Origin of the sequence: Mitsuokella sp. UBA4253 (assembly GCF_002395285.1) — a bacterium.
In the GTDB taxonomy this organism is placed as follows: Bacteria; Bacillota; Negativicutes; order Selenomonadales; family Selenomonadaceae; genus Mitsuokella; species Mitsuokella jalaludinii.
The window spans coordinates 133666-156189 of sequence record NZ_DGWR01000015.1 but is presented as its reverse complement, the minus strand read 5'-3'; the positions used below and the strand labels follow the sequence as shown (position 1 = coordinate 156189).

The 22524-nt window shown below is 58.9% G+C and carries 7 protein-coding genes; all 7 read left to right on the top strand.

The window, feature by feature from the left end:
• Window positions 1-3: 3 nt before the first annotated feature.
• The 7 genes from B2X55_RS07925 to B2X55_RS07895 all read left to right on the top strand — a co-directional run bounded on the left by B2X55_RS07925 (window position 4) and on the right by B2X55_RS07895 (window position 22521).
• The gene (locus tag B2X55_RS07925) at window positions 4-507 is read left to right on the top strand and encodes an AsnC family transcriptional regulator (protein ID WP_286821634.1); all 504 of its coding nucleotides are present in this window, start codon (window positions 4-6) and stop codon (window positions 505-507) included.
• Between the two features lie 281 nt (window positions 508-788).
• Window positions 789-1976, top strand: a complete 1188-nt coding sequence (locus tag B2X55_RS07920) for a pyridoxal phosphate-dependent aminotransferase (RefSeq protein ID WP_286821633.1) — start codon at window positions 789-791, stop codon at window positions 1974-1976.
• Between the two features lie 191 nt (window positions 1977-2167).
• Window positions 2168-2950 (top strand): CYTH domain-containing protein, encoded by a 783-nt coding sequence (locus tag B2X55_RS07915; RefSeq protein ID WP_286821632.1) that lies wholly within the window; start codon window positions 2168-2170, stop codon window positions 2948-2950.
• 138 nt (window positions 2951-3088) lie between these two features.
• Complete coding sequence (locus B2X55_RS07910) at window positions 3089-3922, top strand: LuxR C-terminal-related transcriptional regulator (protein ID WP_286821631.1); 834 nt, start codon at window positions 3089-3091, stop codon at window positions 3920-3922.
• Between the two features lie 60 nt (window positions 3923-3982).
• A complete protein-coding gene (locus B2X55_RS07905) occupies window positions 3983-5665 on the top strand; it encodes a ShlB/FhaC/HecB family hemolysin secretion/activation protein (RefSeq protein WP_286821630.1) in 1683 nt (560 codons plus the stop codon).
• Window positions 5666-5696: 31 nt separating this feature from the next.
• On the top strand, window positions 5697-22424 hold the full coding sequence (locus tag B2X55_RS07900) for a leukotoxin LktA family filamentous adhesin (RefSeq protein ID WP_286821629.1): 16728 nt from the start codon (window positions 5697-5699) through the stop codon (window positions 22422-22424).
• Entirely contained in the window at window positions 22396-22521 is a 126-nt protein-coding gene (locus B2X55_RS07895; RefSeq protein WP_286821628.1) for a hypothetical protein, read from the top strand. Before B2X55_RS07900 ends, B2X55_RS07895 begins: the two co-directional genes overlap by 29 nt.
• Window positions 22522-22524: the final 3 nt, after the last annotated feature.

Sequence of the window (22524 nt, the reverse complement as noted above, 5' to 3'; positions counted from 1 at the left end):
CCAATGTCAGAACATCGCACAAGTACCGGTAATCCTACAATCGACGAATTAGACAAGAAGATCATCTGCGCCTTGCAGGGCGATTTCCCGCTCGTCGCCGAGCCCTACAAGGCAATGGCCGAGCAGATCGGCGTCAGCGAGGAGCTCTTCCTCGCGCGCGTCAAGGCCATGGCCGATTCGAAGAAGATCCGCAAGATGGGCGCCGTCCTGCGACACCGCGAGGTCGGCTTCTCGTCAAACGTCCTCGTCGCCTGGCAGGTCGAGCCCGAGCGCCTCGACGAAGTCGCCCGCAAGATGGCCGAGTCGCCGTCCGTCTCGCACTGCTACGACCGCACGACCGCACCCGACTGGCCCTACAACCTCTACACGATGGTCCACGGCCACAGCCGCGAGGAGTGCGAGCAGATCGTCGCCGGCCTCGCCGCCGAGACAGGCGTCAAAGAGCGCGCCATGCTCTACACCAAACGTGAGTGGAAGAAGATTTCCATGAAATACTTCCAGGAATGACCACAAAGACAAAAGACCTCAGAAAGCCAATGATATCAATGGTTCTGGCTTATCTGGGGTCTTTTTCTATACGTCTCGTTCTGCTCGTTATTTGCACGGATAAGCACCAAGAATCACTTGTTAGCACGTTCTGTCCGGCATCTTTTTTCGTGCATTTCGCCGATCGTTGTGGTAAAATGTTAATTGCGTTCTGGACTGAAAGAACTATGTCCATGGTGTCCGTGACATGTGGCATCGTAAAAGAACATTATGACAAGAACATGATAAAGGGTGGTTATCATATGATTTCAAAGAAGATGTATGAACTCGGTACAAAGAAGTCGACGATCCGCACGATCTTTGAGTTTGGCCGCAAGCGCGCGGCGGAGGTCGGTGAGGAGAATATCTATGATTTCAGCCTCGGCAATCCGAATGTGCCGACGCCGGAGTTCGTCAAGCAGGCGGCCATCGACATCCTGCAGACGATGCCGCCGGAGGCTGTCCACGGCTACACGATCGCGCCGGGCAATCCGCAGGTTCGCGAGGCGCTGGCCAAGAGCATCAACGACCGCTTCGGCACGCATTTTGCGGGCAAGAACCTCTTCATGACGGCCGGCGCTGCCGCTGCCATCACGATCTGCTTCAAGGCGCTCTGCGAGGAAGGCGATGAGTTCATTGCGTTTGCGCCGTTCTTCCCCGAGTACCGCTGCTTCGTCGAGTCGGTCGGCGGCAAGCTCGTCGTCGTGCCGGCGCGCGTCGAGGACTTCCAGATTGACTTTGCGGCCTTTGAGGCGCGCCTGACGCCGCACACGAAGGCCGTCATCGTCAATTCGCCGAACAACCCGAGCGGTGCCATCTACTCGGAAGAGACGATCGAGGAGCTCGCTGCCATTCTCCGCCGCAAGGAGGCGGAGTACGGCCACCCGATCTACATCATCTCCGATGAGCCGTACCGCGAGATCGCCTACGAGGGCAACACGGTGCCGTACATCCCGTGCTATTACCGCGACACGCTCGTCTGCTACTCCTACAGCAAGTCCTTCTCGCTGCCGGGCGAACGCATTGGCTACATCGTCGTGCCGGACGAGCTCGAGGGCGCAGCCGAGGTCTACGGCGCCATCGCCGGTGCTGCGCGCGTGCTCACGCACGTCAACGCGCCGTCGCTCTGGCAGCTCGTCGTCGCACGCTGCGCCGGCAAGCCGTCCGACATCTCGACGTACCGCAAGAACGGCCAGCTGCTCTACGACGGCCTCATCGAGGCGGGCTTCACCTGCGTCAAGCCGCAGGGCGCGTTCTACCTCTTCCCGAAGGCGCTCGAGGACGATGACTACGCGTTCTGCGAGCGCGCCAAGAAGTACGACCTGTTGCTCGTGCCGGGCACGGATTTCGGCTGCCCGGGCTACTTCCGCGCGGCTTACTGCATCAAGACGGAGACGATTGAACGTTCGCTTCCGCTTTTCAAGAAGCTGGCAGAAGAATACAGGAAATAAAGCGCACACTCTTGTCTACCCGGTTCTTCTGTGCAAAGCAGGAGAACCGTTTCTTTTTTAGTGAAATCGAGGGCATGATGTGTTAGAATACAAGTTATACTAAGATAAATCATATTGAAAGTATGATATGCTGAAGGGGATTATAGCATGAATGTGATAAGGAACGTGATAGGGAAGAAGGATGGTGTCATATGGAGATAGAACGTCAGTTTCTCGTTGATATCATTCCATCCCTGCCGAGTGGATACGACTCCATCCTGCAGGGCTATGTCTCGCTGCTGCCGGAGATCCGCATCCGCGCGGTCCGGCCGATGCAGGGGGAGGAGAAGTTCTACCTGACAGTGAAGCGCGGCGCAGGGCTTGTCCGCGAGGAGTGGGAGACTGCAATCAGCTCGCGCGAGTTCTCACATCTCGTCGAATGCCTGGAGAAGAACACCTTCTTCATCGAGAAACGCCGCTACTACTTGCCGCTTGCGGATGGCCACGTTGCAGAGTACAACCGGCACAGCGGCCATCTCAGGGGCTTTGATTACGTCGAAGTGGAGTTCGACAACGAAGAAGAAGCGCGAGCCTTTGAGATCCCGTACTGGTTCGGCCGCGAGGTCACGGATGATCCGCGCTTCACATACGGGAAACTCGCGCGCGTCAACGGCTTCCAGCTGGCCAAGATGATCATGAGCCAGCCGCCGGAGCAGTGGGCGCCGTATGCCATGGTGATGCCGGACGAGAACGCGGCGCCGAAGGCGGAGGAGATTCGTGAACAGACGGCCTCTGCCGAAAGTGCAGCGGAAACAGAGGAAGCAGAGATGATTGAGGCTGGCGATTCCGCTGACAATGCAGATGATGCAAAGGATGTAAAGGATGTAAGGGATGCAGAGGATACACAGGATGTCCAGACTGCGCCTGATGAGCAGCAAGAACAGCTGTCCGGTGCAGAGCGGGGCAGAGAGGACGGCCATGAGATGACTCGCTGATTTTTTTGCCATTTCGTGCACGTTCCTGTACGTTTATGGTATTTTTTGTGCAATTTCGGGATAACCCTGTCGGATATGACAGGGTTATCCCGTTTTATTTTTGGTAGAATAGAGCTAGTAGAAGAAGAGGTGATGACAATGGTCGAACAAAATGCATTCTTAGACAAAGCAAAAGAGATCGCGCATGATTTCGTCTGGGATTTCTACCAGAAGCGCAAGAGCATCTGGAAAATCATGGAACAGATGGACGAGAAGAACTTCAGCTGGATCGGCGCGGGCCCGGAGGAATACCTGCGCAGCTATGACGAGGCGCTTCATTACTTTGCGGAGCAGCGCCAGTCAGGAGCCGTGCCGCTCATCGCCATCTCCGAGGAACGCTACGATGCGCAGCCCATCGGCAGCCGCGCCTGTGTCGTGCTCTGCGAATACCTGCTGACTGTCCAGCTCGAGGAGAAGAAGAACGTCATGCAGGAGCGCCAGCGCTCGACCGTCACGATCCGCTGGGAGCGCGGCAAATTCAAGATCTGCCAGGTCCATACCTCGAACCCCTGGCATGCGATGAAGGGCGATGAGCGCTGGCCCGAAGAATTCGGGCGGCAGACCTACACCTACTTCCTCAATCTGCTCTCCGAGCTCGAGCTCAAGGAAATCCCGCACCTGAGCTCCCAGCAGCGCAAGGTGCTCGTGCTCATGATGCACGGCAAGACGTATCAGGAGATCTCCGCCGCAATCGGCATCACCTACCGCACCGTGCAGTACCACGTGCGCATGATCTTCAACAAGTTCAACGTCGACTGTCGGGAGATGCTCTTCGCCAAGCTCATCCGCACACTCTGCACGACAGGCCCCCTGCTCGACAGTGAGGGCGATACCAGCCATGATGTCCTGAAAGTCCTGGACCGCGTGGCAAAGAAATGCGAGGCGGGGCAGGCGGAGAGGGCTCCGCATGACAAAGAACGGAAGAAAAAATAAACGAATACCAGAAGGAATACCAATGGACACGACGATGCAGGATAGAAGGGGGAACCTCTGATGATACATCTTTCCCATAAAGATGCGGCGATGCGCGCACGCGGCAGATGCGCACTGGTGCTCGCCGTGCTGCTGGCCCTGCCGATGGCGGCCGAGGCGGCGCCGGATGGCACGGAGCCGCCGGCCGCCCGCCCGGCGGGCTACAACGATTCGGGCGCACAGCTGAGCCGCACGCGCCAGTATCTCGAAGAACAGCAGGCGCGCGAGCGCCTAGCCAAGGAGAACAATACAGCAGGCGTCGAGGGCGCCGATGTGCCGGAAGCGCAGCAGGGCGGCAATATTTCGTTTCCGCTCAAGAAGATCGAGTGGAGCGCCTCGTCCGTGCTGACGGATGACGAGCTGCAGCAGCTCGCCGCGCCGTACGTCGGCCATGAGGTCAAGCTAGCGGACCTCTATACCTTGATAAATCAGATAAATGCGCTTTATCAGAAAAGAGGCTATATGACCTGCCGGGCCTTCCTCGGGCCGCAGACGATCCACGACGGCGTCGTCAAGATTGAGCTCATCGAGGGGCGGACGGGGCAGGTCAGTCTGACGGACAACCGCACGACGCGCGAGGATTACGTCCGCCACCGACTCTCGCTGAAGAAGGGCGAAGTCGCGAACATCCATGACCTCAACGAAGAGCTGCTGCGCTTCAACGCGACGAACGACGCTCAGCTGCACATCGTGATGAAGGCGGGCGCCGAGGTCGGCACGACGGACTACGTCATCGCCGTCCGCGAGCCGCAGTTGTACCAGTTCGGCATCGTTGCCGACAATGCCGGCAATAAGTCGAGCGGCCTCTACCGCGGCGGCTTCTTCTGGCAGGACCGCAGCCTGACGGGCAACCGCGATGTGCTGTTCCTGAGCACAATGGCTTCGCAGGGTACAAAGTCGTTTGCCGCGGGCTACACGGCGCCGCTCGACCGCATGGGCAGCAAGATCGGGGTCAACTACACGACGAACAGCGTCCACATCACGGATGGAGCGCTCGAGCCGCTCGAAGTCCGCGGCCATTCGTATGCCTACGACCTTTTCGTGACGAATCCCGTCGTCACGAGCGAGACGGTGCGCTCCGAGATTGGCCTCGACTACGGCTACCAGCACTCGCGCACGGACTTCCTCGGCATGCCCTGGGTCGACGACACGGTGCAGACGCTGCAGGCGTTCTACGACCAGCTCGACTACGGCCGCTCGACCATCTGGTACCAGAAGCACGCCTACGCCATCGGCAAGGCACAGACGATGCAGGGCGACCGCAATTTCGGCAAATACAACATGAATGGGCTCTTTGGCAAGCACTTTGCGCACGGCCAGTCGTGGACCATGCGCGTCGACGGCCAGCTCTCGAGCACGCAGTATCTGCCATCCGCCGAGATGTTCTACATCGGCGGCATGTACAGCGTGCGCGGCTACACCGAGAGCCTGCTCGGCGGTGACGGCGGCCTCTCGATGGGCCTTGAATACAGCGTGCCCGTCACCAAAGGACTCGAGGCCTATCTCTTCCTCGACGGCGGCCGCGTCTGGGGCAGCAGCGCCTTCGACGACCGCAGCCTCGCCGGCACAGGCTTCGGCCTCAAGGGCAGCCTCGGCGCCCACGCCTACCTCAACGTCGGCCTCGGCTTCCCGCTGATCCGCACGGTCAATGAAGTGGAGCAGAGCAGAGCCCGCGTCCACTTCTCGTTCAACAGCCAGTTCTGACTGCTAGACCATCAAGAAGGAGGCAATCATCATGAGTTATACACGTTATACGAATCGAAAGAATGAGCGTGCAAGCACCAAGGATGCGGCCCGCATGACCCGCACCGAAGCGAATCGGCTGACCGATAAGGTCCTCTCGGCCCTGATGGCAGCAGGACTCGTGATGAGCCCCACGGCGGTGGATGCTTCGGAGATCAAAGACGTCAATAACCAGCCGGTATCTGCGGAGAGTGGCGTCTACAACATCTATGCCCAGAAACGCCACGGCGATATTGCCATCAATGAATTCGCGAAATTCCAGCTGGATGCCAATCATATCGCCAATCTGTACTTCCACAAGCAAGGCGAGACAATCAATGCCGGGAATCTCCTGAACTTCGTCAACACGCGCATCGACATCAACGGCACGGTCAATGCCATCAGGAACGGCACGATCGGCGGCAATCTCTTCTTCCTGAGCCCCGAGGGCATGGCCGTCGGCAAGAGCGGCGTCATCAATACGGGGGCCCTCTATGTCATGGCACCGGCTACGACATCCCTGCCCGGCGAATCGAATTATGGATCGCTGAAAGGCGTTTTTGATAAAGGAGCGGCCACTGAGGATCATCTCAATGCCATCAAGAATGGCAGTCCGCTCATCCCGCTCAATCCCAGCGGCACCATCAGCGTGCTGGGCAAGATCAACGCGGCAGACGATGTGAAGCTCTACGCTGCGCAGATTGCCGTGGGCAGGAATCTGACAGGGCAAGCGATTGACGGCACAGCAGCGGGCGGCGTCGAGAAGGCAGCGGCCATCGAGACGGGCGTGACGGATTTTGCCTCGCTGGTCAATCTGACCGATGACCAGAAAACGGCAGCCGGTCTTGGCAATCTGCAGGCCACGCAAACGGGCAATGGCGACATCGTGCTGGCAGCCAAGGCGGCATACGCCAATGCCTATGACAAGGCGTTCAATGACCTTGGCAAACTGGCAGGCCTTCTCGGGACCACGGAGCCCCCGGAAATCAATGTGCCCAAGACCATCACGGCCAGCGTGGAGAACTACGGCACCATCAAGACGAGCACGGCGACTGGAGATGTTGTGCTCAAGGCAGAAGCCACCAACGGCAATAAGGACTCAGCCTCTGGTGCCAGCGCCTTTGCCCAGACCGTGGCTGACGTCAAAGTCCAGGGGGATGTCAAGGCAGCGGGCCAGGTAGAACTGACAGCAAAGGCTGACAACACCTATGTGGACAGTGGCAATTCCGTTACGGATAATCTGGGGGATACTCTCAGCTATGTGGTGCCTGTCGGTGCCAATGTCATGATCCTCGACAACAAGGCCAGTGTGACGGTGGAAAAAGAGGCCCAGGTGGAAGGCAGCCAGGTGGCTGCTTCGGCCGAGGCCAATCTCGATGGCACTGCCGGCGTGACGGCTGCGGGGCGCAAGCTGGTCAGCAAGGTCCCCAGCGCCATTCCGGCTGTGGGGATGGGCTATGCCAAGGCCACGAATGAGGCGACGGTGCAGATTGACGGCAAAGTCAAGGCCACTGGGGCCGATACCGTGGATGACAAGGGCAATGTCAAGGATAAAGCCCTCCAGATCAAGGCAGATGCCCAGTCAGCTGTGGATCATTCCGCCAGCACGACGGTCAAGAGCGGGGTACTTGGGGCAGGTTCGTCTTCTCTGGCAGCTGCTGTGGCCATTACGGACCACAAGAATGATGCCAAGGTTGCCATCAACGGGACGGCAGAGGCGGAGCAGGGCTCGACTTCTGTCACGGCGGACACGGTCCATCAGCTCAACACCTCGGCCACGGCCAAAGCTGCCGATGAGACAGTGGGCACGGCTGCCGTGGATGTAGTGGTCCACGCGAGCACGAGTGCCGTAGATGTGCAGGGGACGGTCAACGCAAAAAACGATGTCACGATCCAGGCGACAAATACTACGGATGAGAACACCCATGTGAGCAACAACAACTTGGGTATGGGGAAACTGCAAGCGGAAGCCATGAAGGCGGCAGACCTCACGGGCATCAGCAATAAAGTCAAGGAGAACAAGGTCGTCTCCGGCATCTTGAGCAAGCTTCAGAAGGACGGCGGAAATACCGACGTTCCCTTGAGCACAACGCTTGGTCAGACGCTCTCGGCCGGTGCTGCCGTGACGGTGGCGGATGAAACCAACACGGCCAAAGTGAATATCGGCAGCAAGGCTTCCGTCCAGGCCGGGCAGGAATTGACGGCCAAGGCGGAATCGAAGGTCTACGACACGATGATGGCGGCTTCGGGAGCTACGAGCTCGTTCAAGAACAGCGACAATAGCTCGGATACCGTGACCATCGCAACAGGCGTCGTCTACGCCGGCATGGACAATCAGGCCGATGTCACGGTGGCAGACGGAACGGCTGCTCAGCACGCCACGCTGAAGGCCGACGGCAACTTGAACCTCCAGAGCAGCAATACCATGGAATACCACCGCCCGGAGCGCATGAAGCGCGAGCTCGACCGCAGCATCGAGAAGCTCGATACGGCGATTGCTGCCATTGAGAACATGCCGGAAGCCAAGCAAGAACAGGCCAAGGAAATCCTGGAGCAGCTGGAGAAGCTGAAGACATCCATGACGAGAATGGCTGCAGCCTTTACGGCGGACTATCTGCAGGATACATCCAATGTCAAGAACCTGACGGCAGAGGGCACGCTGAACAAGATCAGCAACGTCGCGGGGACAGGATGGGAAATCCTCAATGCTGTCACGAAAATCCAGCAGTCTGTGGGGCAGCTGCAGGATGTGACCTCGCCTTTTGGTGAAGTGGTCACGAATGCTCTGGCCGTCGTCACGAATGCCGTGGCTTTCACGGAGCCGAATCAGTATGCCAATGTCTCGGCAGCTGCTGTCTCGAGAGGCGGCAGTGACACCAAGGCATCCCTGGCCGCGGCGGTCACGGCGACCGACTTCGACTACGGCAGCCATGTGACGGTCGGCAAGCATGCGTCGTTGACGGCGGGGAATGCGCTGAACCTGAAGGCCGAAGAAGCCGTCAAGGATGTCAACATCACCGGCAAGAATAAAGTCTGGAAGAATGATGCGGAAGCAGCCGGCGGCGTCGGCATCGGCGGCAGCGTGAATTATCAGAATTTCGATACGGATACACTTGTCAAGGTCGATAAGGGCGCAGCCCTGACGGCCGGTGACATGGAGCTTGCGAGCAGCTCGGACATCTTCCATACGGGCGTCATGCTCTCGGCGGGCAAGGCGGAGGGCAGCGCCATCAGCGGCATGCTGGCCATGACCGATTCGGACAGCAAGAATCAGACCCTCGTGGACAAAGACGCTGTCCTGAAGGCCGTTAAAGATGCGGACAAGAAGGGCAGCATTGCCATTACTGGCTATAACGATACGAATGTGAACAATGCCATCCTGTCGCTCTCGGCAGGAAGTGGTGCGGCTGCTGCCGGCATCGCGGCGGCCATCAACAAGGTGGATGTGGTCAACCGGGCGGCAGTGGAGAACATCGATGCAGCCGATGATGATGAAAAAAGCGGCAGCATCCAGGCTTCCAAGCTGGGCGTGAGCGCGGAGACCACCGGCCTTATCAACACCATCAGTGTGGCCGGTGGCGTGACGACCAGCGGCAAGGACCCCGAAAAACCAGAAGCTGACAAAGGGCCTCTTGACAAGCTCGGCGACGGCTTTGGCAAGCTGGCGGGCCTCACGGATACCGTCAACGGGAAGATCAATGACGTCTCGAAAAAGGTACAGAATGTCATCAGCACCGTCAATGGGGCCGGAGCATCCCAGGGCGGGACGCAGAGTGCTGTGCCAACAAAATCCGAGACGGCTCCGTCCTTTGCCTTTGCCGGGGCAGGCAGTGTGTCGCTGAACCTCGTCAGCGATACGACGAAGGCCGTCATCGACGGGGCACATGTCAATCTGAACAATGACGGCGTCCTGCAGGCAGGTGCCCGGGATACTGCTTTTGTCGGTGCCTTCAGCGGCGGTGCGGCCATCTCGGCGCGCAAGGGTCAGAGCAGCGGGACGAGTGCGGCCTTCAGCGGGGCCGTGGGCGTCAACAAGATTGAAAACACCATCGAATCTGCCGTAAAGAACAGCACGGTCGAGGGCCTCAAGAGCATGGACGTCACGGCCCTTTCCGGCGGCACTTCCGTGGCAGTGGGGACCGGTCTGTCCCTGACCAAGAACAGCCAGCCCGGCAACAACTTCGCGGGCGGCGCATCTGTTTCCGTCAACCTCATCGACAAGGATGTGAAGGCTCTCGCCGAGAAGAATACCGTTTCCGGCGTTTCGGCTAACGAGAAGGCCGCTGTCAAGCTGACGGCCTATGAGAGCGACCTCCAGGTCACGGGCGGCGTCAATGCCAATGTGGCCACCGGCGGCGGTACAGCCGTGGGCGGCAGCATCACCGTGGCGGATATCAAGAACGACCTGGATGCCCGCATCAGCGGCGGGATGTATACGAATATCGAAAAGGCTGATGCCGAGAGCCTCCTGGCCACCAAGCAGATCACGGCGGCCATCTCCACAGGCGTCGCCGTGGGCGGCAGTGGGACGAACAACGCCTTTACCGGGGCCATGGTCTACAACGGGCTGCACAATACGGTGCAGGCCGGCATCGATGGCCGTGCCAAGGTGACGGCGGATTCCATCGCGGTCCGCGCGCACGATACCACCAGCGGTTCGGCAGAAGCCAAGCCGTATCAGGACCTTTTGGGGAACTACAAGGAGCATCAGCAGTTTGCCGAAGATGCCGGCGTGGATACGGACGGTTCTTCCTATTACAAGACCTCCGACAGCAGCAACGGCCTGGATACGGCCGGTGAAACAGTGGACTATGACGCCAACAAGGGCAGCCTGAGCGTGGGCGCCGCCTTTGTCGTGGCCGGCTCCAGCGGCAATGCGGCCGGAGCGGCGGTCAACGTGGCCAATGTCGACAATGATTTCACGGCAGCCATCGCCGACGCCACCCTTGTAGGCGATTCCGTCTCGGCCGAGGCGGATGCGGATTCCCTGGCCGTCAACGTGTCGGCCGGTGTGGCCGCCGGTTCCAAGGACTTCGGCGGCATGGGCAGCGTGACCTGGCAGGATATGGACAACACGGTCCTTGCCAAGGCCAGTGATTCGGCCATCACGGCAGACTCCCTGGCGGTCAAAGCGGCCAGCAATTCACAGGCTGTGAACGTGGCCGGTTCCGTGGCCTACGGCAAGACAGCAGGCGTTGGGGCCGCCCTGGCCTACAATGGCCTGGACAACCACATCGGTGCCTACCTGGCCGGAGGCAGCGTGACAGCGAAAACGCCGTCCACCGGTGTGAGCGTGGACGTGGAAGGCAAGAATACGGGCAAGATCTACGGCATCGGGGCTGCTGTGGCCGCCAGCCAGAATGCAGCCGTGAACGGTACCGTGGTGGTGAACCATGGCGGCAGTGACACGGAAGCCGTAGTAGGGGAAGTGCGCCCTGAAGACGGGACCAATACGGTAAAAGATACTGCAGTGGCCAATGCCAAAGCTGTGAAAGTGAAAGCGGAAAGCGACGATGTGCGGGTGGCCGCTGCAGGCAATGTCAGTGCCAGCGGCAAAGTGGCCCTGGGCGGCGCCGTAGCCTACAACGATGTGGGCGGCGCTTCCACCAGCACGGCAAAAGCCAGCCAGAAGACCCGGGCGGCCCTGAACAAGACCACCCTGACCCATGTGAAAAACGGGTCCACGTCCGTTGAGGCGGTGGACGGTTCCACCCTGACCACGGCTGCTGTAGGCGTCGGCGGTGCCGGCAAAGTGGCCGTCCAGGGCGCAGCTGCCACGGCTCTTGTCAACAAGGCTGTGACGGCGGAAATGAAGGACAGCACCGTCGACCAGGCTGCGGACAAAGGAGCCGATGTGACGGTCAAGTCGGACAGCAAGAGCACCATCAACAGCCTGGCTGCTGTGGGTGCCGGCGGCAGTGACTTTGCCGGCGGCGCCGGCGTAGCCGTCAACCGCATCAATCAGGATACTGCGGCCACCATGAGCGGCAGCACGGTCAAAGACAAGCATACCACCGTGCAGGCAGACGGGAATTCCACCATTACGTCCATTGGTGTAGGCGCAGCTTTGGCCGGCAAGGTAGCTCTTGCGGGGAACATCGCCGTGAACCAGATTGGCAACAACGTGAAGGCTGCTGTGACGGGCAGCACCCTGACCAGCAGCGGCAACATCGGCGTACTGGCCAGCGGGAAGGAAAATCTGACCAACTTTGCCGGAACGGTGAGCGGTGCGGCCGGCAATGCCGGGCTCGGCATGGGCGTCAGCTACAATGCCATCACGGGCAATGTGGAAAGCACTGTGGAAGAAAGTTCCCTGGAGGCCCGGGGCAAGGAGACCGAGACGGTGGGCGATGCGCAGAAGGGCGTGGCTGTGACCGCGTCCGGTCAGCATAACCTGAAGAGCGTGGCCTTGACAGCCGGCCTGGCCGGTTCTGACACGGTGGCCGTGGGTGCCGCCGGCACGGTGACGGTGAACAACATCGGCGGGGCCACCCGGGCGGCGGTGACCGGCACGGACATCAATGCCGAGCTGGATAACAGCATGGCCGGTGATGTGGCCGTGAAAGCCCATGATGTGACTAAGAGCGAAAGCCATGTGGGCTCCCTGTCTGTGGGCATCGGCGCCGATGGCGGGGCCGGTGTGAGCGCGGCATCGGATACCCTGCTCCTTGACCGGGAGACGGCTGCGGAACTGAGCGGCACGGATGCGGCGAAAAAGACGGTCAAAGGCCGGAACTTGGCCGTAACGGCAGACCAGAAGTCCACAGTCGTCACCAATGTGGACGGCGTGGCCGGTGCCGGCGGGATCTACGGGTCAGGCGCAGTAGCGGCAACAGCAGCCGCCACCAAACTGGACGGCTCCGTGACCGCCACCATGAAGAACATCATCAGCAACAACAAGGGCCTGGACATCTCGGCCAAACACGACCATGAGACCACTCTGGTCAGCGCTTCGGCAGCAATGTCGGCGGCTATGGTTTCCGGCGCCGTGGGAGCTGGTGTGGGCGTGGTCAACGATGACTTCGCCACGAAGGCAGAACTAGTGGGCAGCGAGGTTACGGCGAAGAAAGACAGCAGCCGGAGCGATTCCGGTTCCGTGAACGTGGCGGCGGACAGCAGCACCGGTGTGACCACGGTGGTGGCCGGTGTGGCTGGTTCCATGGGTGCGGCGGCTTCGACGATCTCCGTCAACAACCTGAATAGCCAGACTTCGGCGGTGGTGGATGATAGCACCGTGACGGCCGATCAGGACTTCACCGTGGATGCCCATAACAAGGTGAACACGACGTTCAATGCGGCCATTCACGGCGCAGGCGGTGCCGCCATTGCTACGGGGGTGGGCGTCAACACCATCGGCACGTCCACCCTGGCCAAAGTGGACATGAGTACTGTCACGGCCCAAAAAGCGGCCATCACCTCCCGGGAAGAGATGGATGTGGATCAGAACCTGGTGGGAGCTACGGCGGGCGGCCTCGGCATCAATGCCAACGTAATGGTGACCTCCATCGGCACCGAACTGGCGGATACCTACGGCAGCAGCGATAATAACGGGGCTTCTTTTGATACGACCGCTGCGTTGAAGAGGTCCAATACGGCCCTGGATTCCCAGAAGACGGCTACCACCGATGACGGGGATGAGAGCAGCAAGGTGGTCAAGGACACCCTCCACAATGCGGATACGGGCGTCGCGGCCACCGATGCCTCTGGCGTGACCGCTTCTTCCGGCAAGAGCGACGCCAAGGGGACCCAGGTGGCAGTGACGAACTCTGATATCACCACGACAGATACGATGGCCCTCCGAGCTGATCGCAAGACCGATGCCAAGATTACGGCGGCTTCGGCCAGCGTTTCGGGTTCGCTGGGGCTCAGTGCGACGGTTGCTGTCCTCGATGCGAAGAAAGATGCCGGCGTCAGCATCCGTGGCAGTAAACTGCAGGCGGGCAAGGCCCTTTCTGTGGCAGCTGCGCAGAGTGGCGAGACGGGCATCGATGCGTATCAGGCGAATATCGCCGGTGTGGCTGCTGTCAGCGCGGCCTATGCCCAGAGCAGCTCCAGCGGTGAGACTAAAATCGAAGCTGTGGATTCCACGCTGACTTCCGACAAGGAAGGTATCACAATGAAGGCAGAGGACAAGTCCCAGACGGCGTCGTCGGTCTACGGCGCGACGGCAGGTCTCGTGACGGCCGGAGCCCTTGTCTCCAAGGCAGACAATACCAGTGATGTAAATCTTGCAATCAAGGGAAGTGCGCTGCATACGGCCCAGGGAACGGCCAGCCTGCAGGCCGATAAGGCCAATGTGGTCACGGCCAAAACGTACGGCGGTGCCTTTGGCCTGGTCGGTGCCAACGGCGTCGTTGCCCTGGCAAGTGACGAGGGTGCATCTAAGATTCTCGTCGCGCAGAGCGACAGCAAGAAAAACAGCGTCTTCCGTGGTCAGACGGCAAGCCTGCAGGCCACGACCCGTCCGGCTGTCACGGCGGAAACGGGCAGTCTCTCTGTTGCCCTTCTCGGCAGTGCCAGTGCGTCTGTGGCAACGGCCTCTGCCAAAGGCGAAGCCGGCGTCCAGATAGCTGACGGCACGACTCTCGATGTTGACAAGGCAGAAATCACAGCCAGCGCCGAAAGCCAGAATGGAGAAAACAACAGTGAAGCCAAGGTCAAGGGCTTTGCAGCGGCCGGCCGCGGTACGGCCGTCGTCAATACGGCAACAGCCAATACGGACATCGATACAGAGGTGACACTGGGCAAGGCTTCCTTCAAGAAAAATCAGGGAACGGCTCTCAGCGTAACCTCGGCCAATACGACGCAGACTGCGGCTGATGCCCGCGGCATTACCGTCGGCGGCCTTTTCGCCAGCGGCACGAATCTGGCCTATACGGGAAGCGGCACGGAAAAAGATGCCAATACTGCGACGATTACGCTGCAGGGCAATAAGACGCAGCTGAAATCGCTGTCCGCCAATGCCAGCGGCACGACGCACAATCTGACGACAGCCGACGGCAGCGGCGGCGGCATGATCAGCGGCGACCTGGCCGGTGCTGTAGACAACAAGACGTATACGGGCAGCAAGGTTACCCTCAATGGCAGCTGGGATGTGAACGGTGACGTAGCCATCCAGTCGGCCCAGACGGATCATATGGACCTGAACGCCGATGCCACCAAGGCAGCTGTCGTCGGTACCAGTGCCACTAAGGCCGATAATACGGCCAGCGGTGCTGCTGATGTCGTATTGACGGACAGCCGGATTACCAGCGGCGGCATGTTCACGGCCAAGGCGGACAGCAAGGCAAATCTCGGTCAGAACAAGACGTATGCCGTAGAAGGCAGCGGTTATGGTGGTGTAGCGGTACAGGGCACTAAGCTCAATAATACGGTGAACCGCACGGCCAATGTGGATGCCGGCAATGCGTCCCTTACGAGCAGCGGCAGCCAGATCCTGGCAGCTGAATCGGGCGGCAAGATCAACGCGGCCGGCTATATCAAGGCGGCTGGCGCCGGTGCGGCAACCTGGGTGGATGTAGACAATCACCTGACCAGCAAGAATACCATCCGCACCGATAAGACGACCTCGCTGCGCACGGATACGGCGGACAGCGATATCACCCTCGCGGCTTCGGACGACTGGAATGTAACGGCCAAAGGTGTGGCCGATACCCAGGGCGGCGCCGTCGGCGGTGCTTCGTCGAATGTGAAGAACACCCTGCAGCGGACGAACAAAGTCGATGTCCAGGGCAGCGTCTACAGCCTCAATGACGTCAATCTCTATGCGGGCAAAGACGCGAATGGAGCTATGGACAACCTGGATCTCCAGGTCGATTCGGAAGCCTACAACAAGACGGCTCTTTCCGTTGCTGTCCCGAAATTCAAGGATACGCTGACCCAGTCCAATCAGGTCGTCGTCGGCAAGGACGCAGACGTCTCCAGTGTACGCCATGTCCATGCGTATGCAGATGAAGCCGGTAAATACCTGCGTGAACAGTCCGTGAAGTATACCTGGTATCACAGCGATGCCAATGAAAACTTCACCAGCACGTCGGTAGGCAAGAAGTCCGACAACATCAACGATACGACGGATAACTATGTACAGATTGACGGCAAGGTGACGGCCGGCGCGCAGAACAAGCAAAAAGTCGTCATCGGCGGGTCGGGCCAGATTGTCGTTCTCGACCAAGATGAACTGGCTGCTGTCAAAGCCGTCAAAGGGCAGGAAAATGCTGTCCAGCATCCGACAATCGACGCTTCGAGCGGCATCGATACGGCAAACATCACCTATGCACGCATCGATTACGCCAATGCCCTGATGACACGCTACTATGAACTGGCCAAATTGATCAGCCAGTACAGTGACAGCAAGGACCTGACGGCGCTGAAAGGCTATCAGGATGAGCAGACGCGCATCTACAACGAACTCAACGACCTGGGCCTTCTGTCCAAGGCAATCGGAGAAGATGGCAGGGAATATCTGGTGCCTGTCAGCGGCCTTACGGTGGATACCATCACGCTGCCGGATATCGTCGCTTCGGGCGGCAATATCACGGTGGAAGCAGGCAGCCTGAAAGGCGCAGGTACCTTGAAAGCCCAGGGCAGTCCGGAAGCCACTGTGGAAAACCATACCAATCTTTATCTGAAAGTGGGAGATGTGCGAGCCGTCAATCCGGGCGGTGAAATCCACTACAATGGCCAATCTCTGGCCAAAGATGCCGTTGCGATCATCAAGAGTGCCAATCAGGATGAGGCGGCTGCCGTCAATCTGACGGTCAGCACCGACGCTGCCACCAGTACCGGCGGCACGGTCACCATCAAGAGCGACTACGGCACGGCTGCCATCAAGGCAAAAATCGATGAAGTCGATGCGTACGAAAATAAGACTGGCAGAAAGGTCGATGCCGAACTCGTCCCGAAGGCCGATATTGAAATCAATGGCAATGTGGAGGCGGAAAATGGCGTCGTTACGGTAGAAGACAAGAACTACAACATCCTCCTGCAGGGTGCAGGCAGCCGCACGGCGGAAGTCAACGGCAAGGAAATCCACCTGACCGCCGGCAAGAGCATCAGCCAGGGCTTTACCCAGGGCATCGTCAACATCGGCGGCAACCCGGAAGAGCTGTACAAAAAACAGTTCAACAGCGATGTAAATGCATTCAACGAAACCTATGGTTATGAACACACCTCCCGTGTCCATCAGGAAGTCCATCAGGAAGACCGGACGCAGGATACTGTGCTCAATGGCAGCGGTTCGCGCATTGCCGGTGACAACATCTACATCAATGCGTCGGACATCAATGTCAATGGCCTGATCCAGAGCGGCTACGGCAAATACGAAGTCACCGTTTCCGATGCAGTAATGCCGAAAGTCCAGAAACTGGACCGCAGCTGGGCGCGCATGGGCAAACAGAATCTGTCCGATGCGGTCATCACCACAGGAACGTATTATCTTGTACAGGAAGGCGGCAAAGTCCTGCAGGCGGACGGTACCTACAAATACCAGCCTGATGTCTACTACAATCCGTCGACGCAGAAACTGGTCATCCCCGATATCGATGCCCACGGCGGCAAGATTTATCTGAGCGGCCGCATTTCCAGCACGGGCAATGGCAAAATTGTGGCCCTCGACGGTGCCTATGACATCAGCGTGACTAACAATACGAACACGGCTCTGCAGGTGGGCAAACTTATCAGCAACAAGAATGTTGGCCTGATCAGCATTGCCGACTCTTCCAACAACCGGCTCACGGAATACACCCGCAGCCGTACAGTGGTCAAGGACCTGACAAACTGGGACAAAGCTGCCGGCGACTGGAAAGTCCTCAGCACCAGCGGTGCTTCTTCCGTGTACAATCCACAGAAAGACCTGCGCTACAACTGGACCAGCGGCCAGAAAGTCACGACGAAGAAACATTATGAGCATGACCATAAAGCTGGCCTCTGGGGAGCTGTCACGACGCTGAATGAAACGGAACTGACGAAGTATGAACAGGAAATTACGCCGCAGGATATGGGTCATAAGACTTTTACCAATGATAACGGCGTCTATATCGATACGAGCAGCCTTACGAACAAGGACAAGCAGTATGTCTTTGTCTACGACAATGTGGTCCTGAATAATTCCCGGACGCAGCCAGTGGTCACCAAGCGCTGGAAGACAGGCTTCCTGGGCTGGTTCCATTGGGAACGCACCGAATGGGATACCAACACGGGTACGGCCCAGCAGTATGTGGGCAGTGTCAAAGCGGACCATGGCATCGATATTGGTTTCCTCGGCAATCAGAATGGCAATTCGGCCATCAATGTGACGAGTAAGGCCGATGTCGCCCTGACCGGTAAAATCCAGTCCAGCCAGAGCGGGGCGGGCTCGACCATCGCCATCACATCGCAGGAAGGTGCCATCAATCAGAATGGCGGCCTGCTCAAAGGCGATAATGTAAGGCTCAGTGCCAAAAAGGGCCTGACGAATATTGCCATCGAGTCCCTTGGCGATACGTTGAAGCTCGACGCGGCCAATACCGGCAGAGGCAATATGAACATCACCGTTGACGGTGCCTATGGCAAAGCGGGCCATGTCAATCTGGTACAAGCGAAGAACACGAATGGCGATGTCAGCCTGACTGTTTTGGGCAATCTGACCCAGAGCACGGCTGAGGCTGTCAAAGGCAATCGCATCGACATCGTCAGCCGGCAGGGAGGCGTTGGTACGGCCGCGACGGCTTTGAAGGTGGAAACACCGGATCACGCTGTCGACGTGCTGAACCCGCTTTCCAGCAGTGTCAACGTCACGGCCAAAGGCAATATCCATCTGGCAGAAGACAGCGATATGCGCGTCGGTACCATCAAATCGACGGGCGGCAATGTGACGCTGACCACTGCAGGCAGCCTCATCGATGCCCTGCCCAGCGGCGAGACCATCGACCGCGGCAATACGGCAACCCTTGTTCAGGGCTGGAAAGACCTGGGCCTGATTGATGGCGATGGCCAGTACAAGCAGAAACAGGCAGAAGACGTGGCCGCATACAAGGACGGTGTCCAGTCTGAATTTGCGCAGTACCTAAATTTGAAGACTGCTTATGCAAACAAGGAAGAAGCAGCTGAAAATGACGTCAATTATCAGACCCTGAAAGACCGCTACGGCGATTATACGAGTGCTGACGACTATCTGGCTAAAAGCGATACAGCCAAAAATCATCTGGCCAATCTGCAGAAGGCCGGTGCCGGCTGGACGGAAAATGAGCTGCTCTATGCCATCAGCGATGCCATCGTCAACAAGGCTCAGGGCTGTACGGATACAGAACTGAAGGAAGCGAACATTTCCGGTCAGAATATCACGCTCCACGCGAAGAACATTGGCTCGGACAAGGCGGCCGAAGATGTGCTGGTCAAGGATATCACCACGGATGCACGTCTCGATGACCTGAAGAAAGTCGTCAATGCCAACGTTTCCGATGTGGGCTATACCAAGAATGACAAGGGTGAGAATGTGTTCCGCATCTACGGCAAGGTGCCTGTGGGCATCGAAGCCAGAGGTGAGCTGAATGTTCAGTCCGACGGCAATATCTATGTGGCCGGCCGCACATCCGGCGAAAACAAGGATACGGTTCTGAAGCTGGGCAAAGTAACGACCAGCACGGGCGATATTCGCGTCCTGGGCAAAGCCGGCGTGACCAACTCCCTGAAGGATGGCAGTGCCAACCTGAAGGGCAAGGACCTCATCCTCGAAGGCGGCAGTTCCGACATCGGGGCAACGGACAAACCCATTGACGTCGACCTCACGGGCAGCCTGTCTGCTCTGACGGACGGTAGCATGTATATCAGCAGTGTGGGCAATCACAATCTGCAGCTTTCCGGGCTCTATGCCGGCAAGGATATGGTGCTGGCCTCCAGGAAGGATATCGCCATGAGTCCTGACGCATCGGCACAGGCTTACCTCAATGCTGGCAGACTACTTGATTTGAAGGCAGAGGGCGGCATCGGTGCAAAGGACAGCGGCGTACGCATCCTGGGAAATGGCGCGACCATCAATGCTGAAGCAAAAGATGGCAATATTTACCTAGCCGGCAAGAGGAAGGCCGGGGAACAGGACGGTCTTCTCCTGCTCGGCACGGTGAAGACGAATCCGGGCCATACGATTGATGTGGCGGCTGAAACCAGCCTGGGCCTTGGGCGCAATGAAAGCGCGTCGACGCTTGTGAGCCAGGTGCAGGCAGATACGGTGAACCTGTCAAGTGACAGGGAAATCGACCTGAAAAACGGCACGCTCACTGCTGTTACGCTGAACCTGAAGGCCGGCGGTTCCATCAACCAGACGGCAGCTCATGCCATCACGGCTTCGGATGTTTCTGTGGACGCAGCGGCAGGCATCAGCCTGAACAGCGGAGCAGAGGCAGAATCCAAGATGTTCAATGCGTTCAAGGAGGTGACGCTGAATAACGCCAACGAGGCGACGGACATCGTGCTCGGCAACGGCGGCGATGAGGACCTGAAAGTCATCTTCGCCGACGGCAGCAAGGCCAAGGATGTCACCGTCCGCAATTATGCGAACGGCGAGGCCAACGACCTCGATATCCACGGCCCGATTGCAGCCGCAGCAGGCATTGCGCTCATAAACGACGAAGGTTCGCTGGTCACGACGGGCGGCTTGGATGCCAAAGCGGATATCCGCGAAACGGCAAAGGGCAGCCTCAATAACAGCGATGCACTTCACGCCGAGCAGGATATCGTCCTGACGGCAACAGATGGTAGCATCATCAACGACGCAGCCATCACAGCAAAGCGCAATGTGACCATGAAGGCTGGCGATTCCATCGAGAACCGTGCCGCAACAACGGCCTATACCGGTGCGATTTCCCTGAACGCTTATCATGACATCAAACAGAAGGGCGATGCCAAGGCTGGTACCGACATTACAGCTGAGTCTGCGGATGGCAGTGTCACGGTCGAAGGCAGCCTGACAAGCGGCAAGGCGACGCTTGCCAAAGCGACTGACGGCGATGTCTCGATCCACGGCGATGTCCAGAGCGGTACCTCTGCTGCGGTACAGGCCGATAATGGCAGCGTCACGGTCACGGGTGATATCACAAGCGGCACGTCGGCAGACCTGTCGGCAGCCGGCGGCGATGTCTCTGTGACGGGCAATGTGACAGGCGACACGTCGGTCACGGCGCAGGCGACGGAAGGCAATGTCACAGTTGGCGGTTCGCTGATTTCGCAGAACGGCGACACGGTGCTCTCGGCATCGGACAGCCAGAAACTTGAAGACAAGGGCAACATCCGCGTGACGGGCTCTGTCGATTCCGCACATGACATCGAGATGACGACGGACAATGGCGCGATTGAGGTCGGCGGCACGACGCAGGCAGCGCAGGATATCCGCGCGGCGGCAGAGAAGACGGGGCAGATTCGCTTCGTCGGCGATGCCAAGGCTGTGGTGGGCAGACTGCAAGCCAAGACGGATGTCGGCGATATCTCGTTCGAGGGCAAGGCGGCGAGTGGCACGGACCTCACGGCCGAGACGACCGATGGCTCGATCTCGTTCGAGGAACAGACCACGAGCGGCAGGGACCTCTCGGCTGCGACGAAGCGCAGGGGCGACATCACCTTTGCAGGCCTCATCAATGCCGGCCGCGATGCAATCGCAGATGCGGCTCAGTCGGGCACGATCACGCTGCGTCGGGACGTCACGGCAAATCGGGATATCAAGATGCACACGCACGATGGCAGCATGGTCTTTGACGGCCGTGATGCGGGCAAGGCCGAGGACATCCGCCTGACCGCAGTCAGCGGCAATGTCGAGCTGCGCACGACGGGCACGGGCGATATCAAGGACAGCCACCGCCAGGAAAATGGCGACCGGGCCTTTGTTAATGCGACGAATGGCAATGTCACGATCCGCCATGAGGGAACGGGCAATGTCGACCTCTACGGCCTCTATGCCAAGAAAGAGGCGGCGACCGAGCTCAAGAACGGCAGCCTCTACCTCGACACGATGGACGGCGACCTCGTGGCCATGTTTGTTCGCAACCCGGACAAGGTCATGAATGTCAAGCACATCACGGCGGGGCAGGAGATCGCGGTCGCCGGTGCCGACATCGGCATCGACGACATCCTGCAGCGCGAAGGTGCCGAGGGGCTGCTGACGATCACGCCGAAAGGTGCGTCGGACGATGCGCTCATCAAGAACCTCCACATCGGCGACATCCGCACGAATGAGGGCAGCGGCGTCCGCTTCAAGCACCTCTGGCTGGAGAACGGCGACGTCTCGGTCAGCAAGGGACAGCTCCTGCTCGACAAGCTCTACGTCCTCGACAAGGCGCGGTTCAGCAATGGCGTCATGACGACAAATGTCTTCGGCACGGCGCCGATCTATGAGGAAGGCGTGACGAGCGCATACTGGAACGACACGGCCATCAACGACCCGAAGGAGGCACTCTCGTCCTGGCTCAATGGTGAGCCGGACGAGAAGCGCTGGATGTTCCTGCACTTCTACGGCCAGGTCAATGCGCAGCACAGCAATGGCAACCTCCTGGACCTCGCCGATCACTACCGGGTCAACCGCGAGCGCTACACGGAGGCAGACTGGATGCGCATGATGAAGGACAAGGACCGCTACGATTTCTATCGTACGTACTACCATCCGGCACTCTCGCTCCACGACCGCTTCGGCCTCGTCGATGCGTCGGACTACCTCGGCGCATCCAAGGCAAAGCCAGGAGTGACGGACGTTGATGAAGCAGAAAGCGAAAAGGCATGACGTCATGACAGGAAAGCCGGGACGCTCAACGGGCTTCCCGGCCGACTGTCAGATCATTCCAGAAGATACAGATGAAGATACAGATAAGGAAAGGTGAGCA

Excerpts from the sequence above, each read along its gene's own strand:
- B2X55_RS07925 (WP_286821634.1), top strand. The coding sequence starts at position 4 with ATGTCAGAACATCGCACAAGTACCGGTAATCCTACAATCGACGAATTA.
- B2X55_RS07920 (WP_286821633.1), top strand. The coding sequence starts at position 789 with ATGATTTCAAAGAAGATGTATGAACTCGGTACAAAGAAGTCGACGATC.
- B2X55_RS07915 (WP_286821632.1), top strand. The coding sequence starts at position 2,168 with ATGGAGATAGAACGTCAGTTTCTCGTTGATATCATTCCATCCCTGCCG.
- B2X55_RS07910 (WP_286821631.1), top strand. The coding sequence starts at position 3,089 with ATGGTCGAACAAAATGCATTCTTAGACAAAGCAAAAGAGATCGCGCAT.
- B2X55_RS07905 (WP_286821630.1), top strand. The coding sequence starts at position 3,983 with ATGATACATCTTTCCCATAAAGATGCGGCGATGCGCGCACGCGGCAGA.
- B2X55_RS07900 (WP_286821629.1), top strand. The coding sequence starts at position 5,697 with ATGAGTTATACACGTTATACGAATCGAAAGAATGAGCGTGCAAGCACC.